The organism is Agrobacterium sp. 5Ca50 (assembly GCF_055381905.1).
In genome coordinates, this window is sequence record NZ_AP026441.1 from 32,614 (window position 1) to 55,996 (window position 23,383).

Annotated in this window: 25 protein-coding genes; 8 read left to right on the forward strand and 17 right to left on the reverse strand. The window is 56.2% G+C overall.

What is annotated here, in order from left to right:
• The first annotated feature begins 30 nt into the window (after window positions 1-30).
• On the forward strand, window positions 31-999 hold the full coding sequence (locus ACZ5FM_RS26870; protein ID WP_464041640.1) for a GlxA family transcriptional regulator: 969 nt from the start codon (window positions 31-33) through the stop codon (window positions 997-999).
• Between the two features lie 105 nt (window positions 1,000-1,104).
• Here ACZ5FM_RS26870 and ACZ5FM_RS26875 read toward each other — a convergent pair whose 3' ends face one another.
• The gene (locus tag ACZ5FM_RS26875) at window positions 1,105-1,482 is read right to left on the reverse strand and encodes a winged helix-turn-helix transcriptional regulator (RefSeq protein WP_464041641.1); all 378 of its coding nucleotides are present in this window, start codon (window positions 1,480-1,482) and stop codon (window positions 1,105-1,107) included.
• A gap of 87 nt (window positions 1,483-1,569) precedes the next feature.
• On the opposite strand from ACZ5FM_RS26875, the gene ACZ5FM_RS26880 reads away from it, so the two are divergent.
• The gene (locus ACZ5FM_RS26880; RefSeq protein WP_464041642.1) at window positions 1,570-2,427 is read left to right on the forward strand and encodes an NAD(P)H-binding protein; all 858 of its coding nucleotides are present in this window, start codon (window positions 1,570-1,572) and stop codon (window positions 2,425-2,427) included.
• A gap of 132 nt (window positions 2,428-2,559) precedes the next feature.
• On the opposite strand, the gene ACZ5FM_RS26885 is transcribed toward ACZ5FM_RS26880, so the two are convergent.
• The 11 genes from ACZ5FM_RS26885 to ccoN form a co-directional block, all read right to left on the reverse strand.
• Window positions 2,560-3,332, reverse strand: a protein-coding gene (locus tag ACZ5FM_RS26885; protein WP_432292971.1) for an IS5 family transposase whose coding sequence is annotated in 2 segments (ribosomal slippage) — window positions 2,560-3,009 and window positions 3,012-3,332 — 771 coding nt in all. Because the reading frame shifts where the segments join, the coding sequence is not laid out codon by codon here.
• A gap of 122 nt (window positions 3,333-3,454) precedes the next feature.
• Window positions 3,455-4,159, reverse strand: coding sequence for a sulfite exporter TauE/SafE family protein (locus tag ACZ5FM_RS26890; protein WP_464041643.1), 705 nt, complete (start codon window positions 4,157-4,159; stop codon window positions 3,455-3,457).
• 3 nt (window positions 4,160-4,162) lie between these two features.
• A complete protein-coding gene (locus ACZ5FM_RS26895; protein WP_464041644.1) occupies window positions 4,163-4,741 on the reverse strand; it encodes a hypothetical protein in 579 nt (192 codons plus the stop codon).
• Window positions 4,734-4,895 (reverse strand): cbb3-type cytochrome oxidase assembly protein CcoS, encoded by a 162-nt coding sequence (gene ccoS, locus ACZ5FM_RS26900; RefSeq protein WP_464041645.1) that lies wholly within the window; start codon window positions 4,893-4,895, stop codon window positions 4,734-4,736. Before ccoS ends, ACZ5FM_RS26895 begins: the two co-directional genes overlap by 8 nt.
• Window positions 4,895-7,120, reverse strand: coding sequence for a heavy metal translocating P-type ATPase (locus tag ACZ5FM_RS26905; RefSeq protein ID WP_464041646.1), 2,226 nt, complete (start codon window positions 7,118-7,120; stop codon window positions 4,895-4,897). Before ACZ5FM_RS26905 ends, ccoS begins: the two co-directional genes overlap by 1 nt.
• A complete protein-coding gene (locus tag ACZ5FM_RS26910) occupies window positions 7,117-7,608 on the reverse strand; it encodes a FixH family protein (protein WP_464041647.1) in 492 nt (163 codons plus the stop codon). Before ACZ5FM_RS26910 ends, ACZ5FM_RS26905 begins: the two co-directional genes overlap by 4 nt.
• The gene (gene ccoG / locus ACZ5FM_RS26915) at window positions 7,605-9,077 is read right to left on the reverse strand and encodes a cytochrome c oxidase accessory protein CcoG (RefSeq protein ID WP_464041648.1); all 1,473 of its coding nucleotides are present in this window, start codon (window positions 9,075-9,077) and stop codon (window positions 7,605-7,607) included. The genes ACZ5FM_RS26910 and ccoG overlap by 4 nt, the downstream gene beginning before the upstream one ends.
• The gene (ccoP, locus tag ACZ5FM_RS26920) at window positions 9,077-9,946 is read right to left on the reverse strand and encodes a cytochrome-c oxidase, cbb3-type subunit III (protein WP_464041649.1); all 870 of its coding nucleotides are present in this window, start codon (window positions 9,944-9,946) and stop codon (window positions 9,077-9,079) included. The genes ccoG and ccoP overlap by 1 nt, the downstream gene beginning before the upstream one ends.
• Entirely contained in the window at window positions 9,933-10,097 is a 165-nt protein-coding gene (locus ACZ5FM_RS26925; RefSeq protein ID WP_464041650.1) for a cbb3-type cytochrome c oxidase subunit 3, read from the reverse strand. The genes ccoP and ACZ5FM_RS26925 overlap by 14 nt, the downstream gene beginning before the upstream one ends.
• Window positions 10,098-10,100: 3 nt before the next feature.
• Complete coding sequence (gene ccoO / locus ACZ5FM_RS26930) at window positions 10,101-10,841, reverse strand: cytochrome-c oxidase, cbb3-type subunit II (RefSeq protein ID WP_464041651.1); 741 nt, start codon at window positions 10,839-10,841, stop codon at window positions 10,101-10,103.
• 10 nt (window positions 10,842-10,851) lie between these two features.
• The gene (gene ccoN, locus ACZ5FM_RS26935) at window positions 10,852-12,318 is read right to left on the reverse strand and encodes a cytochrome-c oxidase, cbb3-type subunit I (protein ID WP_464041653.1); all 1,467 of its coding nucleotides are present in this window, start codon (window positions 12,316-12,318) and stop codon (window positions 10,852-10,854) included.
• A gap of 149 nt (window positions 12,319-12,467) precedes the next feature.
• Here ccoN and ACZ5FM_RS26940 point away from each other — a divergent pair, with 149 nt between their 5' ends.
• Window positions 12,468-12,725, forward strand: coding sequence for a hypothetical protein (locus tag ACZ5FM_RS26940; RefSeq protein ID WP_464041654.1), 258 nt, complete (start codon window positions 12,468-12,470; stop codon window positions 12,723-12,725).
• A 15-nt stretch (window positions 12,726-12,740) separates the two neighbouring features.
• Window positions 12,741-13,043 carry a hypothetical protein gene (locus ACZ5FM_RS26945; protein WP_464041655.1) on the forward strand — a complete coding sequence of 101 codons (303 nt, stop codon included), beginning with the start codon at window positions 12,741-12,743 and terminating at the stop codon, window positions 13,041-13,043.
• 147 nt (window positions 13,044-13,190) lie between these two features.
• Here ACZ5FM_RS26945 and cydX read toward each other — a convergent pair whose 3' ends face one another.
• The 5 genes from cydX to cydD all read right to left on the reverse strand — a co-directional run bounded on the left by cydX (window position 13,191) and on the right by cydD (window position 19,707).
• Window positions 13,191-13,319 carry a cytochrome bd-I oxidase subunit CydX gene (gene cydX, locus ACZ5FM_RS26950; protein ID WP_464041656.1) on the reverse strand — a complete coding sequence of 43 codons (129 nt, stop codon included), beginning with the start codon at window positions 13,317-13,319 and terminating at the stop codon, window positions 13,191-13,193.
• 76 nt (window positions 13,320-13,395) lie between these two features.
• Entirely contained in the window at window positions 13,396-14,550 is a 1,155-nt protein-coding gene (gene cydB, locus ACZ5FM_RS26955) for a cytochrome d ubiquinol oxidase subunit II (RefSeq protein ID WP_464041657.1), read from the reverse strand.
• A gap of 6 nt (window positions 14,551-14,556) precedes the next feature.
• A complete protein-coding gene (locus tag ACZ5FM_RS26960) occupies window positions 14,557-16,134 on the reverse strand; it encodes a cytochrome ubiquinol oxidase subunit I (protein WP_464041658.1) in 1,578 nt (525 codons plus the stop codon).
• A gap of 85 nt (window positions 16,135-16,219) precedes the next feature.
• On the reverse strand, window positions 16,220-17,914 hold the full coding sequence (locus ACZ5FM_RS26965) for an amino acid ABC transporter ATP-binding/permease protein (RefSeq protein ID WP_464041659.1): 1,695 nt from the start codon (window positions 17,912-17,914) through the stop codon (window positions 16,220-16,222).
• Window positions 17,911-19,707 carry a thiol reductant ABC exporter subunit CydD gene (cydD, locus tag ACZ5FM_RS26970; protein WP_464041697.1) on the reverse strand — a complete coding sequence of 599 codons (1,797 nt, stop codon included), beginning with the start codon at window positions 19,705-19,707 and terminating at the stop codon, window positions 17,911-17,913. Before cydD ends, ACZ5FM_RS26965 begins: the two co-directional genes overlap by 4 nt.
• 237 nt (window positions 19,708-19,944) lie before the next feature.
• Between cydD and ACZ5FM_RS26975 the strand changes: the two genes are divergently transcribed.
• The 4 genes from ACZ5FM_RS26975 to ACZ5FM_RS26990 all read left to right on the forward strand — a co-directional run bounded on the left by ACZ5FM_RS26975 (window position 19,945) and on the right by ACZ5FM_RS26990 (window position 23,185).
• Window positions 19,945-21,240, forward strand: coding sequence for an ATP-binding protein (locus ACZ5FM_RS26975; RefSeq protein WP_464041698.1), 1,296 nt, complete (start codon window positions 19,945-19,947; stop codon window positions 21,238-21,240).
• On the forward strand, window positions 21,240-21,767 hold the full coding sequence (locus ACZ5FM_RS26980) for a response regulator transcription factor (RefSeq protein WP_464041660.1): 528 nt from the start codon (window positions 21,240-21,242) through the stop codon (window positions 21,765-21,767). The genes ACZ5FM_RS26975 and ACZ5FM_RS26980 overlap by 1 nt, the downstream gene beginning before the upstream one ends.
• Before the next feature lie 176 nt (window positions 21,768-21,943).
• Window positions 21,944-22,387: a hypothetical protein gene (locus ACZ5FM_RS26985; protein ID WP_464041661.1), complete on the forward strand. Its 444-nt coding sequence runs from the start codon at window positions 21,944-21,946 to the stop codon at window positions 22,385-22,387.
• A 57-nt stretch (window positions 22,388-22,444) separates the two neighbouring features.
• Window positions 22,445-23,185, forward strand: a complete 741-nt coding sequence (locus ACZ5FM_RS26990; RefSeq protein WP_464041662.1) for a Crp/Fnr family transcriptional regulator — start codon at window positions 22,445-22,447, stop codon at window positions 23,183-23,185.
• Window positions 23,186-23,383 lie beyond the last annotated feature (198 nt).

Consider the following 23,383-nt stretch of genomic DNA (forward strand, 5'->3'; position numbering starts at 1 on the left):
AATCGACAAAGTCAGGGGCAATATCGCCAAATGACGGACATCCAAATCGGTATCGTTCTCTACACAGATGTGCAGCTTTCGGCAGCCATGGGACTGACCGACCTTTTCAAGGTCGCCGGTCGAACGGCAGAGGGACTAGAAACTTCATCCACCCGCTTGCGGGTGCGACATCTGCGTGCTGAGGGTGAAGCCGAGCCAGTTGTCGTCTTCGATAGCGATCCGGATTCTATCGGGGAAGGCGTAGGTCCCTGTGATGTTCTGATCTTACCGCCCTCACTCGAGCCACCGATATCGGCTGTTTCGGCCATGCCGGTGGCGCGCTGGCTGCGAGCACGGCATAGCGAGGGTTCCGTATTGGCTTCCGTTTGCGCCGGGGCCTTCCTACTTGCGGAGACAGGTCTTCTCGCAGGTCGAGCGGTCACGACCCATTGGGGATCTGCCGATGCTTTCCGCAACCGCTTTCCCGATGTCGTGCTCGATACCGATCGGCTCATTATAGACGGCGGTGATATCATCTCTGTAGGTGGGCTGATGGCGTGGACCGATCTCGGTCTGAAACTGGTGGAGCGCTTTCTCGGTCCTGTCGTTATGGCCCAGACCGCGCGCATGTTGCTGGTCGATCCGCCGGGACGTGAACAGCGCTATTATAGCGGATTCGCCCCGCGACTGACCCATGGGGATGCGTCCATCCTCCGGGCCCAGCATTTTCTTCAGTCAAATGGAGGCAAAGAAGCCGGACTTGGAAACTTGGCCGAACAGGCAGGGTTGGAAGAACGCACCTTTCTGCGCCGCTTTCACAAGGCTACGGGCATGACTGCGACCGACTACGCTCAACGCTTGCGAGTCGCCAAGGCGCAGGAGTTCTTGCAGTTTGGGCTTTTGCCGATAGAACGCATTGCCTGGGAGGTCGGCTATGGCGATCCAGGCGCCTTTCGCAAGATATTCTTTAGGATTGTTGGCTTGACGCCAGGAGAATATCGCCAGCGATTCCGGGCCTAGCCAGAGCATGCGGAAGAGAAACGGCAGCAATAGTTGCTCGACAAGTGCAGGGTTTCTATGATCACGCCGGTCAATTTGCACCACGGCAAGCTGAGGTTTATTCCTTCACTTAGAGTTTTGATTTTGCTCGTTGTTGCGGACCAGAGAGATGGTGTGGCGCTTCAGGGTCTCGTCAGGAAGCGATTCGCCCCAGTCTTTCATGGCGTAAAGTATGTCGTGCAATGACATTCCGAGTTCGGTCAGTTCGTAGATCACACGCGGAGGCGTTTCTGCGTATGCCACTCGCGTCACCAGACCATGATCTTCAAAGCGCCTCAGGCGATGGGTAAGTGTGTGTGCGCTAATGCCGGGCAGCATGCTGCGTAGTTCGGTAAAGCGCCGCGGTCCGCCGAGCAATTCACGGACAATCAAGGTGGCCCAAGGGCCATCGAGTAAAAGGAGAAATCGCTCAACTCCACAACACGGTAGTTTCTTCGCAACCATCGAATTTTCTTCCATTAGTGCATTTGACGTAACTGATGCCCATAATGCACCAATGCACTCCGATCTTCAACGACAACGGAGCGAACAATGCCTTTCATCATTCACGGCGCGACCGGCGCACAAGGCGGTCCACTTTTTCACCTCTTGCTGGCCAAAGGGAAAACCGCACTTGCAGCGGTTCGCGACCCGGCCAAGTCCGAGGGAAAGCCTTCTATCGTCGTGGACAATAGTTCGATAGATTCCCTTGTCTCTGCCTATACAGGCGCGGATGGGGTCTTCTTCCATCTACCGCAGGCCCCTGAGCCTTTGCGCGTGGAGTATGCGCGCAACTTCCTGCAAGCGATCAAACAAGCAAATCCAGCGCGAGTGGTGATTTCGACCAGCGGTGCAGTCATCGATCAGCCCGCATCATCTGTTCAGGTGCCTGAAGACAGCGCCATGGGAGTGCTCGTAAGCGGTATCCGCGACAGCAACATATCCCACGCCATCGTGGCTCCCCGCCTTTACCTGGAAAATCTGCTTCTGCCGATGGTGGTAGGCGGGGTGAACCAAGATGGCATTCTTTTGTATCCGATCCGCGCGGATCTCCCCGTATCCTGGAGCTCGCATCTCGATATTGCTGACGTCGCTGAAAGATTGCTGGAAGACCATGCAGTCACCGGCATTGTAGGTGTAGGGCACTTACCCGGAATGAAAGGTGCTGTTCTAGCGGATGGTTTCTCAGCGCGGTTTAGTCGGCCAGTCCGATTTGAAGCGCAATCGCCAGACGAGTTCCGAAAGTTGCTGGAACCGATGTTCGGCCCAGCCGCTGCTAATGTTGCGGCATTCTATCAAGCTCTTTCAACGCTCGACGAAAATGTGATCACTGCGGACACAAGCGCCCAAGAGCTTCTTGGCCTCGCGCCACGAAGCGTCGAAAAATGGCTGAATGACGTTTCCGCCTGATCGCTGTTTGAACGACAACTAACGAAATCGTCCCGGTTTTAGTCGGGGCGATCGCATCTTCAGGTTCGTCAACTCCATAATCATTTTTTACATTCGTTTGGCGCCGGCCAACAACCTCAGATGCAAACAGACCTAGGACGCGGACTCATTAGCTGACGCAATCCATATCCTCGTCGCGGCAAGCTTGAGGGCGGCGAGATAGTTGTCGGCACGCCGGTCGTATCTCGTTGCAAGGCCACGCATCTGCTTGATACGGTTGAAGAACCGTTCCACAAGATTGCGCTGACGGTAGACCCAGCGGCTGAAGCTGAATGTCTGCTTTCGATTGGCCTTTGCAGGGATATTCGCCCAGCATTTACGTTGTTTGGCAAAGTTTCGAATTGCGTCGGTGTCATATGCCTTGTCGGCAAGGATAGTCGCGCCGGGCTGCAGGTCGCTCAACAGCTTCTCAGCCATCGGTGCATCGGCGGATTGGCCGGCGGTGAGTTCCAGCCGAACCGGTCTGCCATCTGCATCGACAAGAGCATGGATTTTTGTCGTTAGGCCGCCGCGAGAACGTCCCATGCAAGGATCGGCAGAGCCCCCTTTTTAGCGTTGGCACCATGCTGGTGAACGCGAACACAAGAACTGTCGATCATCACGATGTCTCCATCGTAACGCTTTGAAACGGCGTCCAGAAGACGATCCCATACGCCCGCCTTGCGCCAGCGGGAGAACCGATTGTAAAGCGTCGTGCGTGGACCATAACGCTCCGGCACATCTCGCCAGGACGAGCCAGTCCTGAAACGCCACAGGATGCCGTTGATCACCCGGCGGTCGTCGACGCGTTCAATTCCACGGCTATTGGTCGGCAAGAGAGGTGCGATGACAGCCCATTCTTCGTCGCTCAATTCGTGACGGCGCATGGCAAACTCCTTTCAAGGAGATTGAATCACACACCGCCAATAAGATGAACCCCGTTTATGAGGACACTGCCTAGTTCCTTGCCGTGGATACCCCATCGCTTCGAAGCAAAACTCTCGACAGTTCAAGCACACAAGGCCTCCCAACTAGTGGCAGGTATCAGAGCAGTAATGAGCGCTACCGATATGATGGCGATCCCTGCCATAACCCGTATCTTGGGGACCACTGACATCCTGCGAAGGGCTGAGATGCCAAGTGCTGTTCCAGCGACTGAAGGGATCGTGCCAAGCCCGAAGCCCGTCATCACCAGTGCGCCGTTTGATCCGGAGCCAGCCAGCATGGCGTAAAAAAGCGCGCCATAAACCATGCCACAAGGTAGAAATCCCCAGACGAAGCCCGACACGATGTGACTCAAGGCACCGCCTCCATATGCAATACCCGCGGGCCGCACCAGAATACGGGAGAGAGGAGCGATGAAGCGGTCCATTAGCGACAGCGACGGTGCTAGCCCGACCATAGAAAAGCCAATCCATCCGAGAGAAACAGCTGCAGCCCAGCGCATCACGCCATGAGCTTCAACATGGTTGAATGCACCATAAAACTCAGAACCGAGGGCACCGAGAAATGCCCCGGCCGTGATATAGGCAAAAACGCGGGCGAGCTGCATGGTCAGCAACACTTTCACCTGCGACCAACGTGAACCTTGCCGATCGAATGCTAGCATCAGGCTCGAAGCTATACCTCCGCACATCCTTGCACAGTGGAGGCTGCTTGCGAAGCCGAGCAGCAAGCCACCAATAAGGGTCAGATCACTTACATCGATAGACATCCACTATTTCTCTTCCGGTTCGTTGGTCGATTCTACCGCAACCATTAGCAGCACGCAGATAACGATCGGAACTGCCACTAGAGCGGCATAGAAAGCGACCTGGATACCGGCAGCTACAGTCCCTATAATAAGCAGGAGAAGGAAATTGACTGCAGTCCGTGGCAGCTCCGCGGGCTTGAAGAAGCCAGCCATGAACCGTCCTGAGCTCTGAATTCCTCCCACCAACGGTTGAGATAGAGAGACGGCAGGTATGGTTATGCGCCCGAAACTTCTCTCCCAGAGCCAAAGCGTCGCCATGGTTATCAAAGCAAGGAGGATCGTTGGTGGTAGGAGCACTAGTCCCGCGCAAGGTCTCAGAATTTTCAGCACGCGTGTTAGCAACTTTTGGATCAAAGATCGGTTGGCATAGGCCCTGCCAATGGACCAGACTATTGCTAGAAAGGTGACCAGCAACACGATGCCGATGCAGAGGCCTTGCGCTCCTGCGATGATCCAGCCCAGTGCGCCAGAAAGTAATGCGTTTAAAAGGAAGGGTAACGGAGCCGGGAGCGCAACCGGGCGTTCGGTGGAAATTTCACTCATGGCGTTTCTCCGGATTGTCATCTTCGATAAATATGCGCTCTGCTGCACCGTCGAGATCGTCGTACTGTCCGGTTCTCAACGTCCAAAAAAAAGCTAGCAGTCCCAGGGCGCCAAGCGCCAGTGCAATGGGAACGAGGAAAAGCAGCGGTCCCATTAAGCCCCCACATTGCGCAATGGAACGCCTGCCCTGAGGGCATTGAGCGTCACCGTGATCGAGCTAGCGGCCATGGCGACCGCCGCGCCGAGCGGTGTGACGAATCCCAGCATTGCAATCGGGATCAACGCAATGTTGTAGATTGCTGCCAGTACGAGGTTCTGCTTGATGATGCCTAGCGCCCGTCGGCTGAGACGCCAGGCCGTGACCAGCGCCGAGAGCCTATCACCGGGCAAAACGATGTCCGCGGTGCTCTGACTCGCGGGAGCGCCGTGGGTAAAACTCGCCGAAACATAGGCAGCAGCCAGCGCAGGTGCATCGTTGAGACCGTCGCCGACCATCAGCACGTGACGCCCCTCCTGCTTTAGCTTATCGAGATGGAGTAGCTTTTCACCTGGCAACAGTTCGCCCCAGAAATCCCTAACCCCTACTTGCGTGGCCACCTGCTGAACGGCGGACCGTCGGTCCCCGGAGAGAATCGAGATTGATGTGCCCGATTTCCTGAATTCTGCGACCACCGCCGCCGCATCATGACGAAGGGGATCCTCGAACAAAAACCGCGCTGGCTGGCGCCCTGAACCGACAAGCCAGACCTCACTGCTATCGTCCTGCCTGTTCGCATTTAGTCCGCAGAACGACGCTCGGCCGAGTCTCATTTCGCCATCTGGTCCGACGAAAGATACCCCCTCACCCGGATGTTCCACAGCATTTGCGGGGGGAATTCCAGGAGAGTGAGCTGCCTGAATGGCCTTTGCGGCAGGATGTGTGCTGGCCGCGGCAAGCGATGCAGCAATCCGGATGCTCTCGGAATCATCCGGCCAGGTGGTGATGCGTGGTTGGCCTGTTGTCAGCGTCCCGGTCTTGTCGAAAACAACATGATCGATACTGCCCAGACGTTCGATGGCATCGCCTGAACGCAAGAGTATGCCGCGCTTGAGGAGTGTGCCGGTGGCAACAACCTGTACCGCCGGCACAGCAAGACCGATGGCGCAGGGGCAAGCGATAATCAGAACGCTGACTGCGTGCAAAAGCGCTGCAGCGAAACCGATATCACTCATAAGCCACCAGCCCAATAGCGTCAGCAGTGCTAGCCCATGCACCAGTGGTGTCCAGATACCCGCAACGCGGTCAGCGAGAGTGACAGCCGGGCCCTTTCTCAATTCGGCCTGCTCGACCAGCCTGACAATCTCGGCGAGATGGCTGCACTCGACAGTTTCGAGTGCGCGAATGCGTAACGGGGATGTACCGTTGGTACTGCCAGCAAGGACCTTTATACCGGGCATAACCGCAAACGGTGTGCTTTCACCTGTCACGATCGCCACGTCGAGCGCAGATTGACCCTCAACAACAACACCATCAACCGGAACCCGTTCGCCGGCGCGCACCAGTACGATCATGCCAGGCTTCACAGCTTCGATCGGTAGGGTTTCTATACGTCCGTCTTCAAGGCAGACGGCGGCACCATGGGCCTTAAGCATCAGGAGCCGTTCTACAGCGCCCCGCGCCCGCGCCCGAACGCGAAAATCAAGATAGCGCCCGATGAGCAAGACAAAAAGGAGCGCCGCCGCACTGTCGAAATAGACGTCCCTGCCTTGGCGAACCAGTTCCACAAAACTGATAGCCGTTGTGAGAATAAGTCCTGCAGCGATCGGAACGTCGATGTTGGTGCGCCCGGCGCGCAGCGCTTGTAAAGCTGACCGGAAGAAGGGTTTACCTGCAAAGGCGATGGCAGGAAGCGTCACGAGTGCGGCGAGCCACTGGAAAAGGTGCTGGGTTGCGACTGCCATGTCCTGGGCCTGGCCTGCCCAGACGGCCACAGACAGCATCATGACGTTCGACGATGCAAAACCTGCGATGGCAAGTGCGCGCAAAAGTTCTTTTCCGCCGCGGTCGTCAACCCGTGTCAGATCCACCGGATCAAAGGGAGCAACCTGAAATCCCAGCGCTTCTACCGCAGTTGCGATCTGATCGGCATGTTGACGGTCACCTCGCCATTCGACACTCAACCGCCGGAGGCTGAGATTCAGGCGAGCGTTTATGACTGCAGGATCCTGAAGTAGGCGGGTCTCGATCCGGGAGATACATGCAGCGCAATGAACACCGTCCACCAGCAAATGCAAGCTTTGGCTATCACCATTGGATTTCACAAAACCGGAGACGGACCGCGTTGTCTTGTCCGTGAGCGCCTTGCCCTCGTTCAAACGAGTTGTTGCAGGTATCTTCATGGGTCAACCTCGATAGCATCTATTCGTTCGATTTCATCTCCGCCTGCCATCAACACCGTTCTGACTGTCCATTTGCCAGCCAGTGGCAAGTTCAGTTCCGCCCGGTAGTGTCCTGGAGCGACTGCACGGAACACAACCGGGACAACCTGCGGAAATTTCGTTGCCCTTTCAGCTGTCGCACGGACCAGTTCCATAATCAGCGGCTGGCCAGCTGTGTCTTTCAGATCGAGATGCAACGTAATTGTGAGGGGACCTTTGGGCTCATAGATCAGGTTCACTTTCCAGCCGAGTGCAGCATTCCGGGCGTTTGTATCACCCTCGTGAGCACGCCGGAGGCCGTAAGGCTGATCGGTCACAACGCCGGTGAAGGTGCTTTGTGCGAGCATGACGAACCACGCCTGTAGGCCTGCCAGAGCGATGAAGAAAAGCACAAATGCCGCAGGTATCCACAAATTCCTTCGTGTCTCCCTATCCTGTCCCTCGGTCATAATTCGGGCCCCCAGAAATAGCTCTTTAAACGGGCAAGCTCTGTACCATCGACGGCATCCTTCACCACAAATTCAAAGACCTTCCGGCCATCCGGGACCGCATCGCGGTCGAGCATGACCAGAATGCGTTCATCCAGTGTCCGGTCCTCGCCGACGGCCACGCGCAGGTTATCTGCCATTTTGTTCTCTTGAGACGCGAGCCTCAGACGAGCATTTTCCAGACCTTCCGCGTGGATGACTATGCCGTTCAGCCGAGCTTTCCGGTGGGCCAACCGCAAGTCATAGTCGTTTCTCACACTGCCGTCCGAGAGCTGCACGAAGGGCGAGTTGCGCTGTGGCTCGATATCGACGGTCGCCTCCGGCATGGTCATTGCGCCGTAGCCCGAAACGGCCAGCGCTATCGCTGCGGTTCCCGCAAATGTCATTGCCTTAGCCCGCCACCAGGCGATCTTTACAGGCTCGAAGCTACGTGCGCGCTCGGACGTTTCGTTGTCGAACCGGATGAGTCCTTTGGGACGTTCCAGCCGCGTCATGACATCGTCGCAGGCGTCGATGCAAAGGCCGCAGCCGATGCAGCCCATTTGTAGGCCATTGCGGATATCGACGCCGGTCGGGCAGACGTTGACGCATCGCGTGCAGTCAATACAGTCGCCGCGCACCTGATCCTCCACGTCACTGGCCTGACGCACAAGTGCCATGAGTCCTGTGCCGGAACAGGTCGGATCGGCAATGTCCCGCCTGAGGGGTACCCGTTTACGCGCCCGTGGTTCACCGCGCCACTCCTGATAAGTGACGACAAGACTCTGTCGGTCGAGAAGAGCGGACTGAAAACGGGGCCAAGGGCACATATGCAGGCAGACGCGCTCTCGTGCATAAGCGGCAAGCAGCCAGGTCGTACCGGTTAGCAAGAGGATTGTAACATAGGCAGCAGGCGGCGCCGATCCGGATAGCAGTCGAGCAGGCAGCGTGAACGCATTGGTAAAAAATGCTGTGAAGCCGAAAGCTGTGAGCAGCGCAATGCCGATCCAGGTGATATTGCGTATGAATCGCTCTCGGCTGCCATGGCCATAGAGCCGCACGATCAGGCGATCCACAGCAAAAAAAAGGTCTGACCAAACCGTCTGCGGGCAGGCAAAGCCACACCAGACGCGTCCCGCGAGCGTTGTGGCATAAAATAGAGCCAGCGCGGAAAATACCATGACCCCGACCGCGATCGGAAGGTCTTGCGGCCAGAACTCCCACCCGAACAGGAAGAGGCGTCGGCCTGGCAGATCGAAGAGAATTGCCTGATCGGGCAAGACCGGCCCACGATGCCAGCGCAACCAGGGTGCCGCAAAAAAAATTGTCAGGAGAACTGCTGTCGTTAGCGTCTTGATGTTGCGATAGCGGCCTTTCACGCCATGTGGTATTTCGGGCCTCTTAAAGGTCCGCCCCTTAACACGGCTTCCGAGCTGGTCTGTCAACGACATCAGCGTTCGCCCCCGCCAAGCGTGTGGACATAGACACCCAGCATCCGGATCGTTTCCTGATCGAGTTTGGTCGCAAATGACGGCATCACACCCATGCGGGGGGCAGCAACCTGCCGCTTGATGGCGTCTTTGGAGCCACCGTAAAGCCAGATTGCATCGGAAAGCCGCGGGGCGCCGAGATCTCGCCCACCCTGCCCTTTATCCCCGTGACAGGATGCGCAGTTCTGGACATAAACGGGTGCGCCTGGCAACGCCCCTCTTGTTGCGTCGGCGGCCGCCTCGGACAATGTCATGACATATGCAGCGACCGCGTCGATTTCGTCTGCCGACAGCATCTCTGCGAAGGCTGGCATCATGCTATCGCGCGTTTCCTCATGGCCGCTGCGTATCCCGTAGCTCACGGTCTGGACAATGTCGTCAATCTTGCCGCCCCATAGCCAGTCATCATCGATGAGAGCGGGAAACTGGCCAACCTGACCACCTGCGCCCACGCCGTGACAGGCCGCGCAGTTCTCGTTGAACGCTGCACGTCCGCCTGCTATCGCGAAGCGTCTGAGATCATCGTTATTTTCAATATCTTCCAGTGGCGTGGCTGCAAGGCCTGTACGCCATTCATGCTGTGCCTCGCGACCGACGGCCACATCATCTGCAAGTTGCCCTGCGCTCGTCCAGCCGAGCGTGCCTTTGTAGTATCCGACAGTCGTGGGAATGGATGGATAGAGCCAGAGATAGATCACGGCCACCAGGCAGGAGACGAGGAAGACCGTCACCCACCATCCCGGGATCGGCGTGGTGAGTTCCTTTATTCCGTCCCATTCGTGGCCGGTCGTGTTGTATCCTGTCAGCGGATCTCGCTCAGGCTTTGCCATCGACGTCCTCCTCCAGAAAAGGAATCCGCGCGTTGTCATCCATCTGTCGGCGTGTGCCGGGCAGGAAAGTCACGACGATGATGGCGGCAAAGAGTATGAAGGCTGCAACCAGCCAGCCCTTGAAAGCGACATTAATGATCCATTCGGGCATTGGTCACTCCTCCTTCGACTGAAGTTTGACATCGGAGAAGTCGACCATGGTGCCGAGCAATTGTAGGTAAGCGATGAGCGCGTCCATTTCGGTGATACGGTCTGGCTGACCGTCGAAATCCCCTACCCGGGCCTTCGGATAGCGCTCAAGCAATGCATCCGCGTCTTCACCGGATGCCTGCGCACGGATGTCCGCCGCAGAAAGATCGATCATTTCCTGAGTGTACGGGACCCCGACCTCGCGCAAAGCCTGCATATGCGGTGCGAATCCATCGATATTGACGTCCTTGTCTTTCAGGAAGGGGTAAGCTGGCATGATGGACACCGACACGACGCTTCGCGGGTCATCAAGATGCGCGAGCTGCCAGGCGTTGGAATACTTCGACCCTACGCGGGCGAGATCGGGACCGGTGCGCTTGGAACCCCACAGGAAGGGATGATCGTACATGCTCTCTGCAGCAACAGAATAATGACCGTAGCGCTCGACTTCATCCCGGAACGGCCGGATCTGCTGACTATGACAGGTGTAGCAGCCTTCTCGTGTATAGACGTTCCTGCCAATCTGTTCGAGCGGGGAGTAGGGACGAACACCGGCAACAGGTGTCACGGTTTCCTCGATCCTGAACAGCGGTACGATTTCGACGAGACCTCCAATGAGAACTGTCAACAATGTCAACACGAACAGCAGCGTGGTTGACCGCTCGATAATGGCATGCCCCTTGGGCGGATTTTGATCTTGGGCCATGTCCGGCTCCTCAGGATACAACGGCCGACGCTTGCGGCGAGGCAACCACGACGCCTGCAGGCTGGCGGATCGTCATGATAAAATTGATGGCCATGAGCACGCCGCCGGTAAGATAGAGAAGGCCGCCGACCAGTCGGATGACATAATAGGGGTGCAGCATGGCGACGCTGTCAGCGAATGAATATTGCAGGAACCCAAACTGATCGTAGGCTCTCCACATCAGGCCCTGAGCAACACCTGCAACCCACATGGCAGTGATGTAGAGGACGATTGCGATTGAGGCGATCCAGAAATGCCACTCAACGAGTTGAACCGACCAGAGCGGACGCTTCCAAAGCCGTGGGACCATGTAATATAGCGCGCCGAAACAGATAAAGGCCACCCAGCCGAGCGCTCCGGAGTGCACATGCCCGACTGTCCAGTCTGTGTAATGGCTGAGCGAGTTCACCGATTTCAGGGCCATCAGGGGACCTTCGAACGTGGCCATGCCATAGAAGGCAACCGCCACAACAAGGAAGCGCAGGATGGGATCTGTCCGAAGCTTTCCCCATGCACCGGACAGCGTCATGATGCCATTGATCATTCCGCCCCAGGACGGCATCCACAACATGATGGAGAACGCAACACCGACTGTTTGTGCCCAGTCAGGAAGTGAGGTGTAGTGGAGATGGTGTGGTCCGGCCCAGATGTAGAGGAAAATCAGCGCCCAGAAATGCACGATTGAGAGTCGGTAGGAATAGATCGGTCTCTCGGCCTGCTTTGGTACGAAATAGTACATGATGCCGATGAACCCGGCAGTGAGAAAGAAGCCTACCATGTTATGGCCGTACCACCACTGGATCAGTGCATCCTGGACGCCCGAAAACGCGGAATAGCTCTTGGTCCCGACAAAGGACACGGGGATCGCCAGATTGTTGACGACGTGCAAAACCGTGACGGTGATGATGAAAGCCAGAAAGAACCAGTTGGCGACATAGATGTGCGGTTCGCGGCGGCGCACGAGCGTGCCGACGAAAATTGCCAGATAGGTTAGCCAGACGATGGCAAGCCAGATATCCGCGTACCATTCCGGTTCCGCGTATTCACGACTTTGGGTGATGCCCAGAACATAGCCAGACATCGCGATCAAAAGGAAAGCCTGATAACCCCAGAACAGAAAGTTCACAAGCCTGGGGCCACCCCACAAGGTGACCTGGCAGGTCCTTTGTACAACGTAAAGCGAGGTGGCGATGAGCGCATTGCCGCCGAAGGCCAGAATGACACCAGATGTATGAACTGGCCGTAGCCTGCCGAAGGTGAAATGCTCACCCAGATTAAGAAGGGGAAAGGCGAGCTGTGCCGCCACAACAACGCCCGCCGAGAACCCGAAAATGGCCCAGACCACTGTCGCTATCGTAAAGCGGCGGACTATATCATCGTTATAGTCAGGAATGGCAGCAGCGCGCGCCACACCGCCGGTCATCGATACCGCGCTCATGCTTTTACCTTCGTGGATATATTGTACTGATCGATGTATAAATCGCCTATTATTGTTTCTAATAACAATAATATCAGTTTTAACATGGGTTTGTATTGATAATATACTGACGATATGCTTCGATTGAAAAATCGAAAAGGAGAAAAATAATGGGCTCTCTCGTCTTCTACACCTGCGCCTTTGCGACAACGCTTGTCGTTTTCCTTACATTGAAAAGACGAGGCGATACTGTCGGCTGGTGGCTGGGTGTCACACATGGTGTGCTTTGCTTGTTGGCTCTTGCCGGATGGACAGAGACAACAGATGCGGATTTTGCTGTCTCCATGGCCTTGTTGGCCATCTATGCCGGGGCGATGTGCATCAACGAGGTCGTGGCGCAATTGCGCGCAACAGGCACAGGGGCCTGAAGGGAGTAGAGAACCATGCCAGACCTTGTGCGATTTCTTGGTCTTCACGCGCTGATAGGCTTTTCGATAGCGATTGCTCTCGTCATCGCGTTGATCGTGATGGATATTGGGGGACTGCGTGGACTTGCTATGGCCTCGGCAAGCGGTCCTATTACGGTTGGCTCGCTTGCTCTGGTGCTCGGCCTCACGTTTGCAAGTGTACAGATGGGATTTGCTGTCATGCTGCTTGGTCGAGGTGCCAAACACAATGGCGGATTGAGGGACACCACGGCCAAACCTGTATCTGTCGAGCCCGTGCAACCTGTTACGCAGAAATGATGTGGCGTTCAGCGTCAATTGCATTGAGTTCCCCAAACCAAGCTCACCAGCTACGGCCAGCGTTGTGGATTTAGGACTCTCAATACCAGTGCCAGATAGTGAGCGCCCTTGGACATTTTGTCCAAGGGCGCTGGTCACCGGTGTGGATCAGTTGTGATGCCGCCGCGCCAGCTCGCCAGAGCGGGCGGCATCGTCCATGAGTTCGTACCACATGGCATTGAGTATGGCGAAGGCGGCTGCCAGCGGCAGTCCTAGAAGCCAGGCGAAGTACCACATAGATTTTCTCCTTTTCAGACACTGACGGGGCTCTAGAGGCCTGCTTTAGCCTTGGTCCCTCCCCCGTATTGAACATTTAATATGCGTGGCCGCCCTTCCTTGCGACGGAGGTCTCGTCCACCTTGCCCCACAGGACATGGTAAACCCAAGTTGTATAGGCGACGATGATCGGTACGAAAATGAGGGTGACGATGAGCATTATAAACAGGGTGATGTGGCTCGAAGAAGCATCCCACACAGTCAGGCTTGCTCGCGGAGCTATCGACGACGGCAGAATGAACGGGAACATCGATACCCCGACCGTGGAGATTATACCGATGACTGACAAGGCACTTAACAGGATCGTACTCTTCTCGCGCCGCGACCGAAGCCCGATAAGTGCCAGCGCGGCTCCGATAAAGCCGAGAGCAGGTGCTGCCATCAGCCAGGTATGGCTACGGTAATTCTCGAACCAGGCGCCAGTTGCCAGATCCACAGTCTTCAGCAGCGGATTGGACGGGCCCGTCGGATCGGTAACGCTGGTGATCTTGTAGCCGTCAATGCCTGCCCACAGAAGGATGCCGCCGAGCGCAAACAGGGAGATTGTGACGACTGCCGCGACGCTGCCATAGATCCGGGCTCTGTCGGCGATCGGGCCGGAGGTCTTCAGTAGCAGCCAGGCGGCACCATGCATGATGAGCATTGAAACAGACAGTAGCCCGCAGAGCAAAGCGTACGGGTTGAGCAGTCCAAAAGACGACCCGTCATAGAAAATGCGCAGGTCTTCATCAAGGCGGAATGGCACACCCTGCAGAACGTTGCCGACAGCAACGCCGAAAATCAGCGCTGGGACGAAGCCGCCGATGAACAGCGCCCAATCCCAGCACGCCCGCCAGAGACCGCTTTCACGCTTTGAACGGTATTTGAAACCTACGGGCCTTAAAATAAGCGCAACCAGGACCGCGAACATGGCGAGATAGAAGCCGGAGAACGAAACCGCATAGAGCGGTGGCCACGCGGCAAAGAGCGCTCCCCCTCCCAAGATAAGCCATACCTGATTGCCCTCCCAAACGGGGCCGATCGTATTTATCACAACACGACGCTCCATATCGGTTCGTGCCACGAAGGGCAGTAGCGTACCGACGCCGAGATCAAAACCGTCGGTAACGGCAAAGCCAATCAGGAGGACGCCGATCAGCAACCACCAGATCATGCGAAGGATATCATAGCTGATAAGTTCGTGAAGGATCATCTGTTCTTACTCCGCAGGGACAAAGGTTTCGGAAATCAGTTCGGCTTGAGGTTCGTTGTCCGGTTCCGGGCCTTTCCTGATGGCGCGGATCATCAGCCCCATCTCGACGACGAAAAGGACCGTGTAAATTGCAACATAACCGAATATTGTGATCAGAAGTGTTGTTGCCCCGAGACTGGAGACGGCCGCAGCCGTGGGCAGGACACCTTCGATCACCCAGGGTTGTCTGCCGACTTCCGCCACAATCCACCCGGCTTCGATTGCGACCCAGGGAAGTGGTATGGCAAAAACCGCGACCTTCAGGAGCAGCGGATAACGGTCAAGCTGGCGCCGGGCCGAAAGGAAGAAGAATGTCGCTGTCAACGCGATAAAGAACATGCCAAGACCGACCATGATGCGGAACGACCAGAACAGCGTCGGTACATGGGGGACGGTGTCCTCTGCCGCCTGCGCGATTTGCACTTCAGTCGCCTGGCGCGGATCATCGACATAGCGCTTCAAAAGCAACGCGTAACCGAGGTGGTGTCCATTTTCCTCGAAGGTTTCCTTCATCTCCGGTGTAATTTTTCCGCTGGGGCCGGCCTGGCGTATCTGAATCATGGCGTCGTAGGCCTTGATGCCATCCCGGATGCGGGTCTTGGCATGCTCGACAAGTTCTGCGATGCCCGGAATTTCCGTGTTCAGCGATCGCGTTCCGATAAGGCCCATGACCCATGGAATATGAACGGCATAGTGTGTCTCACGGGTGTCCTGGTCGGGAAAGCCGAATGCGGTAAAGGCCGCCGGTGCGGGTTCCGTTTTCCACATGCCCTCAATGGCTGCGAGCTTCATTTTCTGGTGTTCGGTGGAAAGGTAGCCGCTTTCGTCACCCAGAACGACAACGGACAATGACGCTGCGAGACCGAATGAGGCGGCAACCGTCATTGAACGTCTTGCGATCTCGATATGGCGACCCTTGAGAAGGTACCATGCCGAAACACCAAGCACAAAGATCGAGGCTGCGACATAACCGGCCGAGACCGTATGGACGAATTTGGCCTGTGCTACGGGGTTGAATAGGACAGCGAAGAAATCGGTTACCTCCATGCGCATGGTTTGCGGGTTGAAGGCGGAGCCAGCCGGATTTTGCATCCAGCCATTGGCGATGAGGATCCATAGTGCTGAAAAGTTCGAGCCGAGCGCAACGCACCACGTCGCAACCAGATGACCCACTTTCGAGAGCTTGTCCCAGCCAAAGAAGAAAAGGCCAACAAAGGTGGCTTCAAGGAAAAAAGCCATCAACCCTTCGATTGCCAGGGGCGCTCCAAAAATATCGCCAACATAATGACTGTAATAGCTCCAGTTCATGCCGAACTGAAACTCCATGACAATACCAGTAGACACACCGAGCACGAAATTGATGCCAAACAGCGTCCCCCAGAATTTTGTCATCTGCCGCCATATGGTTCGGCCAGTCATGACATAAACTGTCTCCATAATGGCGAGCAGGACCGATAGACCAAGTGTCAAAGGTACAAACAGAAAATGATATAGAGCCGTGATAGCGAATTGCAGACGTGAAAGATCGACTATGTCGAGTTCCATGGTCCCATCCTTTGAAATTGACGTTACTGATATTTATGGCGTTCAGAACGAGCGAACGCCGGTTAAACGACCGCAAGCCGGAGCATCAGTCCGGTTTGAGCCTGGAAAGCACGGCTTCGAAACTTGTTTCGCCACGCCTATGCGATGCAACGAGGCATCCGTGCTCAAGAACCAGCAGGCGATCTGCGATCATCGCTTCCCGTCGGATGTGGGTAGCGATTACGAGGGTCCGCCGCCTGCCAACGACATTGAGGCGAGCAATGACGTCGCGGGCAATGTCGCCGTCGAGGCCCTCCGTCGGCTCGTCAAGCAGCCAGACCGGCGTGTCACGCAGGAAGAGACGGGCGAGCGCCAGTCGTCGTGACTGGCCACCGGAGAGGCCAATCCCGCCCTCGCCTAGCATTGTGTCAAGGCCGTGCGGCAGGGTATCTACGTGCTCACGAAGGCCCGCGGCGGAAAGCGCTGCCATGAAGCGACTATCGTCGGCTACCGGATCGGCGAGTCTCAGATTGTCGCGTAAGTTATCGTGAAAAAGTTCAGTCCGCTGCGTCATCAATGTGCTTGCAAGGCATGAGATCGAACCGGAGGCCGGTTCAATCTCGCCAGCGACGATCGCCAGCAGTGTTGATTTACCCGCGCCACTTGCGCCGACCACGGCCAGTCGTTCGCCGCGGGCTACCCGCACCGTGATGTCGGACAACGCCGCCGTCCTGCCCGAGCCTTCATGCCGGACCGTCAGTCCATTCAACTCAATCGCGAGAGTGCTGGACGGACAGCTGTTCTGCTTCGCTTGCGATATTGGTCCTAGCCGTGGGGTTATGCGACGCGCCGCAAGAATCGACCGACCGAGTTCCAGTGCCCCACGGCGAAGGCCTGCGAAAGGTTCGATGGCGGCGAAAGCGACGAGCACGCCGAGGGCTGCAACCGGTGCACTGATTGCGCCAGCTTCAGCAAGTGCTGCCACGGAAACAAGTGTGCCAGATAGCAACAATGAGGTTGTTACGCCGAAGCCGAACGTAACACCGGTCTCGATTCGGTTGAACTCGTTGTCAGCTTGCGAAAGCCTGCTTTCGGCAAGTAATACTGCCGCCCGCGCGGCGACAAGGCGGCCTGTCATGATCAGATCGGTCTGTCCGGCAACCAGATCGATTGTTCGTGCGCGCAACGCTTCGAGCGTATGTGTGCGGCGGCGGGCTGGACGTCTGCCACGGCTCGCGGCGAACACGGGAATCCCGAAGCCGGCAAACACCAGAAGCAGGCCAACGCCAAGGCCTAGCGGCAGATACATCAGCCCGAGAACAATGGCCGCGACAATGGAGGTGCCGAGCGCTACGGCAGCGGGAACCAGCACGCGCAAGTAGAGCGCGTCGAGTGCGTCAATGTCGGCCGTTAGCCTGAACAGAAGCCTTGCCGGACGGAGAAGCAGAGTGCGCGCGGCGTTGGGCGCAGCCCATCCGCGAAACAGCCGCTCACGCAGCGCGGCCAAGACGTACAGCGTTGCATCATGAGTGATAAGTCGTTCACCATACCGCGATGCGGTGCGTGACAACGCCAGAAAGCGAATGCCCGCCGAAGGCGCAAAGACGTCGAAGACCAGAGCTGTTACCGACGACAGCCCGGCAACCGCCGTGGCGGTGATGAACCAACCGGCCAAGCCGAGCAGAGCTATGCCGGCGAATCCTGTGACAGCTGCAAGCAGCGCTCCTGTCAACAGCAAGCGGCGACGCTCTGTCAAAAAGAGGCCTAGAACGGGGCGAAGATCGCGATAGAGCCTGCTCATGCTCGCACCTTGGATTGGCTAGAGGCAGTGAGGCGAAGATCAATAGTACGGTCGAGTCTCGATGCGAAAGCCGGGTCGTGAGTAGCGACAATCATCGTGCGGCCCTTCGCCAACGCCAGCAGGCTCCCGGTGATTTCATCAGCGGTCTCACGATCGAGGTGGGCAGTCGGTTCGTCTGCGAGAATCAGATCCGACGAGGGGTCGACTGCTGCACGTGCAAGGATCAGGCGAAGTGCCTCGCCGCCAGAAAGACCTGAACCGTTTTCCCCGACCAATGCATTGCCATGTCTGTCGGCAACTGCCTGCAGCAAGGTAACACCCAGAACAGAGGCGATCTCCTCAGAGCCGATACCAACGCGTCCGACACTGATGTTGCTCGCGATGCTGCCAGCAAACAGATATGGCGTTTGACCAACCCAGGCCATGCGCTTGCGCAGGGCATTGGCTGTGTCATCGTCAAGGGGAGTATCTCCGATGACGACGCGCCCTCTATCGGCTGGCGCAAGACCAGCCAGAAGCGCCAGAATGGTCGATTTTCCGCATCCACTTGGGCCAAGCAAGGCGACGTGCTCACCCGCTGCCACAGACAGGGTGAAGTTATCAAGGACGGGGGCACGACTTCCAGGATAGCAAAATCTCAGACCATCGATATCTATCGATGGCGGCGCTTTCACGATGGATGCCTGCGCAACGCCATCGTTCGTTGCTCCCGGTAGCTCGGTTCCCTTGATGTCAAAATCTTCGAGCGCTTTCAGGGCAGCCTCGCCACTGGCACGGTCGTGCCAAACGGCCGAAAGTTCCCGCAAAGGTTCGAACATCGCAGGTGCCAGAAGCAGAATAAACAGGCCTTCGGCGAGGGTGAGCTTGTTACCCCAAGTGCCGAAGCCAATTTGGCCGAGCAGGTGAAAGCCGACATAGACGGCCGTCATTGCGACGCCGAGCGCTGCAAAGAGTTCGAGAACGGCAGATGAAAGGAAAGCAATTCGCAGCACCGTCATCGTTCGCAGACGCAGCGATTGAGCTTCTGACCGCAGCCGCAGAGCGGTGAAATCAACTGCACCGAGCGCGCGAAGTGTGGAAAGGCCCCGCAGCCGGTCGAGCAGAAATCCATTCATTCCACCGATCTCCGCAAGGTGCTTTTCGCTTGCGGCTTTGGCCCGCCAACCGATCAGGGCCATGAACACCGGGATCAAGGGTGCAGCCACGAGCAACACGAATGCAGCTGCCCAGGAAAGCGACAGCACACACATCAATATTGCCAACGGCACGAGCGTTGCCTTTAATCGTGCGGGCTTGAAACGGGCGAGATAGGGGACAATCATTTCCGCCTGCTCGGCAACTGTGCTGGCAGCGAGACCCGAGGCCGGGCGGGCGACATCGAGCGGTGAGCGTGCCGCCAGCGCCGTGATTGCCCGTTCTCTTATACGGGAGAGGGAAATGCGGGCGCTTTTGAAGGCGAGCCGCGTCCCTGCGGCGTCCAGTCCGGCCTTCAGAAACCCCAGAAACAATACCGCAATGGCTGGCAGGATCACCGCGCCCAACGGTGCACCTTCGGCGATGCCACCGATTGCGTAGCTGAGTGCTGCTGCCTGTGGCAACCAGACCAGAGTCGCTGTTGCCTGCAAAAGGGGAGGCAGGAGCCCGAGATGCGTGGACGCATTTGCAACTGCCGGATCCACTTCAAAACCATCGCCAGTCGTTACCCTCCTGGAACGATGCAGGGAGGAGGCTACCTTAACTTCGGACGAAGTAAATCTCCCGATGACTTTCGGTCTGCCTGCTATGTTGCTCATCATTTTTCCAACCTTGCTTCGCCGCGCCCAAGTGGGGTGCGACGCTTTTGGTCGTCTGAAGTATCAGAGCTGCAACGGTATTGCCCTTGGACAGAATGCCCAATGGCAGCATATGCCATATACTAGTATTGCGGTGCAGGAGGACATTGGAAGCGAATTGGTCGCATTGATAAAAAAGCCGGAAGCTGAAAGTGATATCCAGGAAAAATGTATAACGAAGGCCAATTAGCAGATGCCATGCCTCTGACCTCACCGTCACAAATTCGTTCCGTTGGAAACGTCACTAACAAAAAGAACCTGCTGCTACTAATCCAGCTACGCTGGATAGCGGTTACAGGACAGGTCGTCACGATCGCGTTTGTTCATTGGTGGCTGGCTATAAGTCTACCAGTTGCACACATGTTGGCGGTAGTGGCTTTTCTGGTCGGGCTAAATCTTGTCAGTCTGCTACGCCATCATCGACAGGAGAGCGTCACCAACACCGAGCTCATGCTGGAGCTTCTTCTTGATGTCGCTGCACTGACGGTACAGCTCTATCTCAGCGGTGGGCCTTCCAATCCCTTCGTGTCCCTGTTTCTGCTTCAGGTCATTCTCAGCTCGATTCTTTTGGAACCATGGTCAACGTGGATTCTGGTTGCGATAACCGCAGCTTGTTTCATCCTGCTCGGTTTTTATTACAGGCCTATTGAAATGCCGCATGCACACGGCAGCGATTTCTTCAACTTACATATACAGGGCATGTTTATCTGCTTCCTTCTCGCTGCTTTTCTTCTGGTGCTTTTCATAACGAGAATAAGTTCGAACCTGCGCGATCGTGATGCGCGTCTTGCGGAGCTTCGCCAGCAATCTGTGGAAGAGGATCATATCGTACGGATGGGCCTGCTGGCGTCCGGTGCTGCCCACGAATTAAGTACGCCGCTCTCTACGCTATCCGTTATACTCAATGATTGGCAGAGGATGCCAAAACTGAAAGACGATAGTGAACTGTCACAGGAAATCATTGAGATGGTCGCGCAGCTTGAACGCTGCAAGACTATCGTATCGGGTATTCTGATGTCTTCAGGAGAAGCCCGCGCGGAAGGCACGGTTCACACAACTCTGAACCAGTTTATGAATGATACAATAAGTGAATGGCAGTCACTGAAGCAGCCTGTATCATTTGACTACACGAATGTTATCCGACCTGACGAAAAGATTGTTCTGGACCTGGCGTTGCGGCAGATCATTTTCAACGTACTCGACAATGCATTCGAGGCGTCGCCCGAATGGATCGGGGTTGCGACAGGTAAAAAGAATGGTGATCTGGTAATTTCCGTCAGCGACGGAGGCTCCGGTTTTCGGAAGGACCTCCTCGACGATTTCGGCAAACCTTATCGAACCACCAAGAAGCGTACAGGCGCAGGGCTTGGTCTTTTCCTCGTGGTAAACGTCATCCGGAAACTCGGCGGAAGTGTCGCAGCAAAGAACGGCGATGAGGGCGGTGCGTGCGTCACATTAACACTGCCACTTTCCGCTTTGAAAGGCACGCCTTGATGGCAGGGTCCTTGTTTGTTGTCGAAGATGATGCATCGTTTGCAACGGCACTCAAACGATCTTTTGAACGCCGTGGCTACAAAGTAAACCAGTGTGCAAGCCTCAACGAATTGCAGAGACTGTTGGAGCTTAACTGTCCGGAATTTGCCGTCGTTGATCTGAAACTGGCCGGCGAGTCCGGGCTCGAGTGTGTGAAGGCAATTCATGAGCGACACCGCGAGACGAAAATTGTCGTTCTTACCGGCTTTGCCAGCATCTCAACTGCAGTTGAGGCCATCAAACTCGGCGCGTGCCACTATCTTCCAAAGCCCTCTAATGCAGATGATATCGAAAAGGCCTTTCGTCGGGTGGAGGGCGACACATCAGTGCCGCTAGAAGGGCGCCGCACATCCCTGAAGAACCTTGAATGGGAGAGGATACACGAAACGCTTGTTGATACCGGTTTCAATATCTCGGAAGCGGCCCGACGTCTGGGTATGCATAGGCGCACGCTCGCCCGAAAGCTTGAGAAACGCCGCGTACCGTAGGCCACACCAATCCCGATCCGGATGCTGCTGTTGAGAAAGTCCCCTCCACGGACTAACTGATAGAAAGAACAACCATGCTGCCCGTTTCGGACGCAAATTCTTGTAAATCCAGGAAGCACCATTTTCAGCAATTGCGCGAATTTTGAGAAAGCTTTATTGAGCGTGTGGGGGTGTGAATGATGAGAGATACTACGGGCATCATGGCAAGATTTGTGCGTATTATTTGCGCGCTTGCGTTGATGTGCGTTGCCTTCTCGCACAGGGCACCGGCAGGGTTTGTCACCCAATCTTCATTGCCAATAGAAGAACTAGCGCAGTATGTGCTTCCAGATGGTACGCTGCCGGTCCTTTGTGTGACGGGCGAAGATAAAGATCCGAAGCAGCAGCACCACCTTGGCGGAACAGACTGTGAAGCCTGCCGCCTGAATGGTTCTACCACTATCCCCTCCCCCGTAGATTTGACGGGAGTACTTGTATTGCGCGAACGGGACACCATCGTCGCGTCGCGGGTCGAAGCGCATTATCGTCAGACTTTTCCTCCTAACTCATTTCCACGTGGGCCTCCACCGGCTTTGTCGCCAGAACTTCCACTGCCAATGGCAGTGGCCTGTTTAGCCTGAGCCGGTATCTGTCCGATTTAAATGGATGATAGCCGGCGCCATAGCCGGACTATTTTCATGTTTAACACAACTGCGGTGAGCGAAAGCTCGCATTCTCTGCCTGTAAATTATCTGGGCTCGTACCCTCACAGTAATCCTGGCCCGACAGTGAGGCTCGCCGGACCTGGAGAGACCATTTTCTCTCGCAACACCCAGCAGGATGCGACATTCAGGCTCGTTGATGGGTGCATTTGTCTCTTCCAGACGCTTGCCGATGGCCGACGGCAGATTCTGGATGTGCTTGGCCCGGAGAGGTTTTTCGGGAAAGCACTCGCAGACGTAAGCCCATACAGTGCGGCGGCTCTGACATTCACGCAAATCGAAACTGTTGATCCCAACGCCGAACGGGCCAATGTCGAAAAAGCCCTTCGACTGATGCTGCATCGCTCCCATGCGCACGCTTTGCTTCTAGGCCGCAAGACGGCTCAGGAAAAAGTCGCAACTGCCTTGCTCGACCTTTCCCGGCAATTTGCGCGACCTTATTCTGATGCACAGTCTGAACAGATAACGTTTACCCTTTACCTGACGAGAGCCGACCTTGCCGATTGGCTCGGGCTAACTTTCGAGACTGTCAGCCGGTGCGTAGGCAAACTTAGGAACAGTGGTCTCATTGCGTTCAGTCATCCTGAAATCATTACAATCATAGATAAGAAAAAGCTTGGCCTTCTGGCAAGCGGACAAGGCTTTTCCACAAACACCGCCACTTTAGTCCGCCAAGGACCTCGCCAATCTTCTGACATGGTTGAACAGATGACATGATGATCATCAACGTCAGATCCCGTGCACGAGTTCGAACGGATTTTTCTCGAACATATCTTTCTGTCGCATGGCGTTGTGCTGGTGAGCTTGACCGCAATCAACGCTCTCATCTTTCCGCGTGTCGAGCCGCCTTGGCCGCACGCTCAGACGACTCCTTTCACCCCACCCAACTATGGCCGGCACGACTTCAGCGCCTGC

Coding starts and splice junctions, on each gene's coding strand:
- ACZ5FM_RS26870 (WP_464041640.1), top strand. CDS start 31: ATGACGGACATCCAAATCGGTATCGTTCTCTACACAGATGTGCAGCTT.
- cydD (WP_464041697.1), bottom strand. CDS start 19,707: ATGAGCAACATAGCAGGCAGACCGAAAGTCATCGGGAGATTTACTTCG.
- ACZ5FM_RS26990 (WP_464041662.1), top strand. CDS start 22,445: ATGTTTAACACAACTGCGGTGAGCGAAAGCTCGCATTCTCTGCCTGTA.
- ACZ5FM_RS26875 (WP_464041641.1), bottom strand. CDS start 1,482: ATGGTTGCGAAGAAACTACCGTGTTGTGGAGTTGAGCGATTTCTCCTT.
- ACZ5FM_RS26985 (WP_464041661.1), top strand. CDS start 21,944: ATGATGAGAGATACTACGGGCATCATGGCAAGATTTGTGCGTATTATT.
- ACZ5FM_RS26940 (WP_464041654.1), top strand. CDS start 12,468: ATGGGCTCTCTCGTCTTCTACACCTGCGCCTTTGCGACAACGCTTGTC.
- ACZ5FM_RS26980 (WP_464041660.1), top strand. CDS start 21,240: ATGGCAGGGTCCTTGTTTGTTGTCGAAGATGATGCATCGTTTGCAACG.
- ACZ5FM_RS26975 (WP_464041698.1), top strand. CDS start 19,945: ATGCCTCTGACCTCACCGTCACAAATTCGTTCCGTTGGAAACGTCACT.
- ccoN (WP_464041653.1), bottom strand. CDS start 12,318: ATGAGCGCGGTATCGATGACCGGCGGTGTGGCGCGCGCTGCTGCCATT.
- ACZ5FM_RS26965 (WP_464041659.1), bottom strand. CDS start 17,914: ATGAGCAGGCTCTATCGCGATCTTCGCCCCGTTCTAGGCCTCTTTTTG.
- ACZ5FM_RS26880 (WP_464041642.1), top strand. CDS start 1,570: ATGCCTTTCATCATTCACGGCGCGACCGGCGCACAAGGCGGTCCACTT.
- ACZ5FM_RS26895 (WP_464041644.1), bottom strand. CDS start 4,741: ATGAGTGAAATTTCCACCGAACGCCCGGTTGCGCTCCCGGCTCCGTTA.
- ACZ5FM_RS26910 (WP_464041647.1), bottom strand. CDS start 7,608: ATGACCGAGGGACAGGATAGGGAGACACGAAGGAATTTGTGGATACCT.
- cydX (WP_464041656.1), bottom strand. CDS start 13,319: ATGTGGTACTTCGCCTGGCTTCTAGGACTGCCGCTGGCAGCCGCCTTC.
- ACZ5FM_RS26925 (WP_464041650.1), bottom strand. CDS start 10,097: ATGCCCGAATGGATCATTAATGTCGCTTTCAAGGGCTGGCTGGTTGCA.
- ccoG (WP_464041648.1), bottom strand. CDS start 9,077: ATGTCGTTGACAGACCAGCTCGGAAGCCGTGTTAAGGGGCGGACCTTT.
- ACZ5FM_RS26960 (WP_464041658.1), bottom strand. CDS start 16,134: ATGGAACTCGACATAGTCGATCTTTCACGTCTGCAATTCGCTATCACG.
- ACZ5FM_RS26905 (WP_464041646.1), bottom strand. CDS start 7,120: ATGAAGATACCTGCAACAACTCGTTTGAACGAGGGCAAGGCGCTCACG.
- ccoS (WP_464041645.1), bottom strand. CDS start 4,895: ATGGGACCGCTGCTTTTCCTCGTTCCCATTGCACTGGCGCTTGGCGCC.
- ACZ5FM_RS26945 (WP_464041655.1), top strand. CDS start 12,741: ATGCCAGACCTTGTGCGATTTCTTGGTCTTCACGCGCTGATAGGCTTT.
- ccoO (WP_464041651.1), bottom strand. CDS start 10,841: ATGGCCCAAGATCAAAATCCGCCCAAGGGGCATGCCATTATCGAGCGG.
- cydB (WP_464041657.1), bottom strand. CDS start 14,550: ATGATCCTTCACGAACTTATCAGCTATGATATCCTTCGCATGATCTGG.
- ccoP (WP_464041649.1), bottom strand. CDS start 9,946: ATGGCAAAGCCTGAGCGAGATCCGCTGACAGGATACAACACGACCGGC.
- ACZ5FM_RS26890 (WP_464041643.1), bottom strand. CDS start 4,159: ATGTCTATCGATGTAAGTGATCTGACCCTTATTGGTGGCTTGCTGCTC.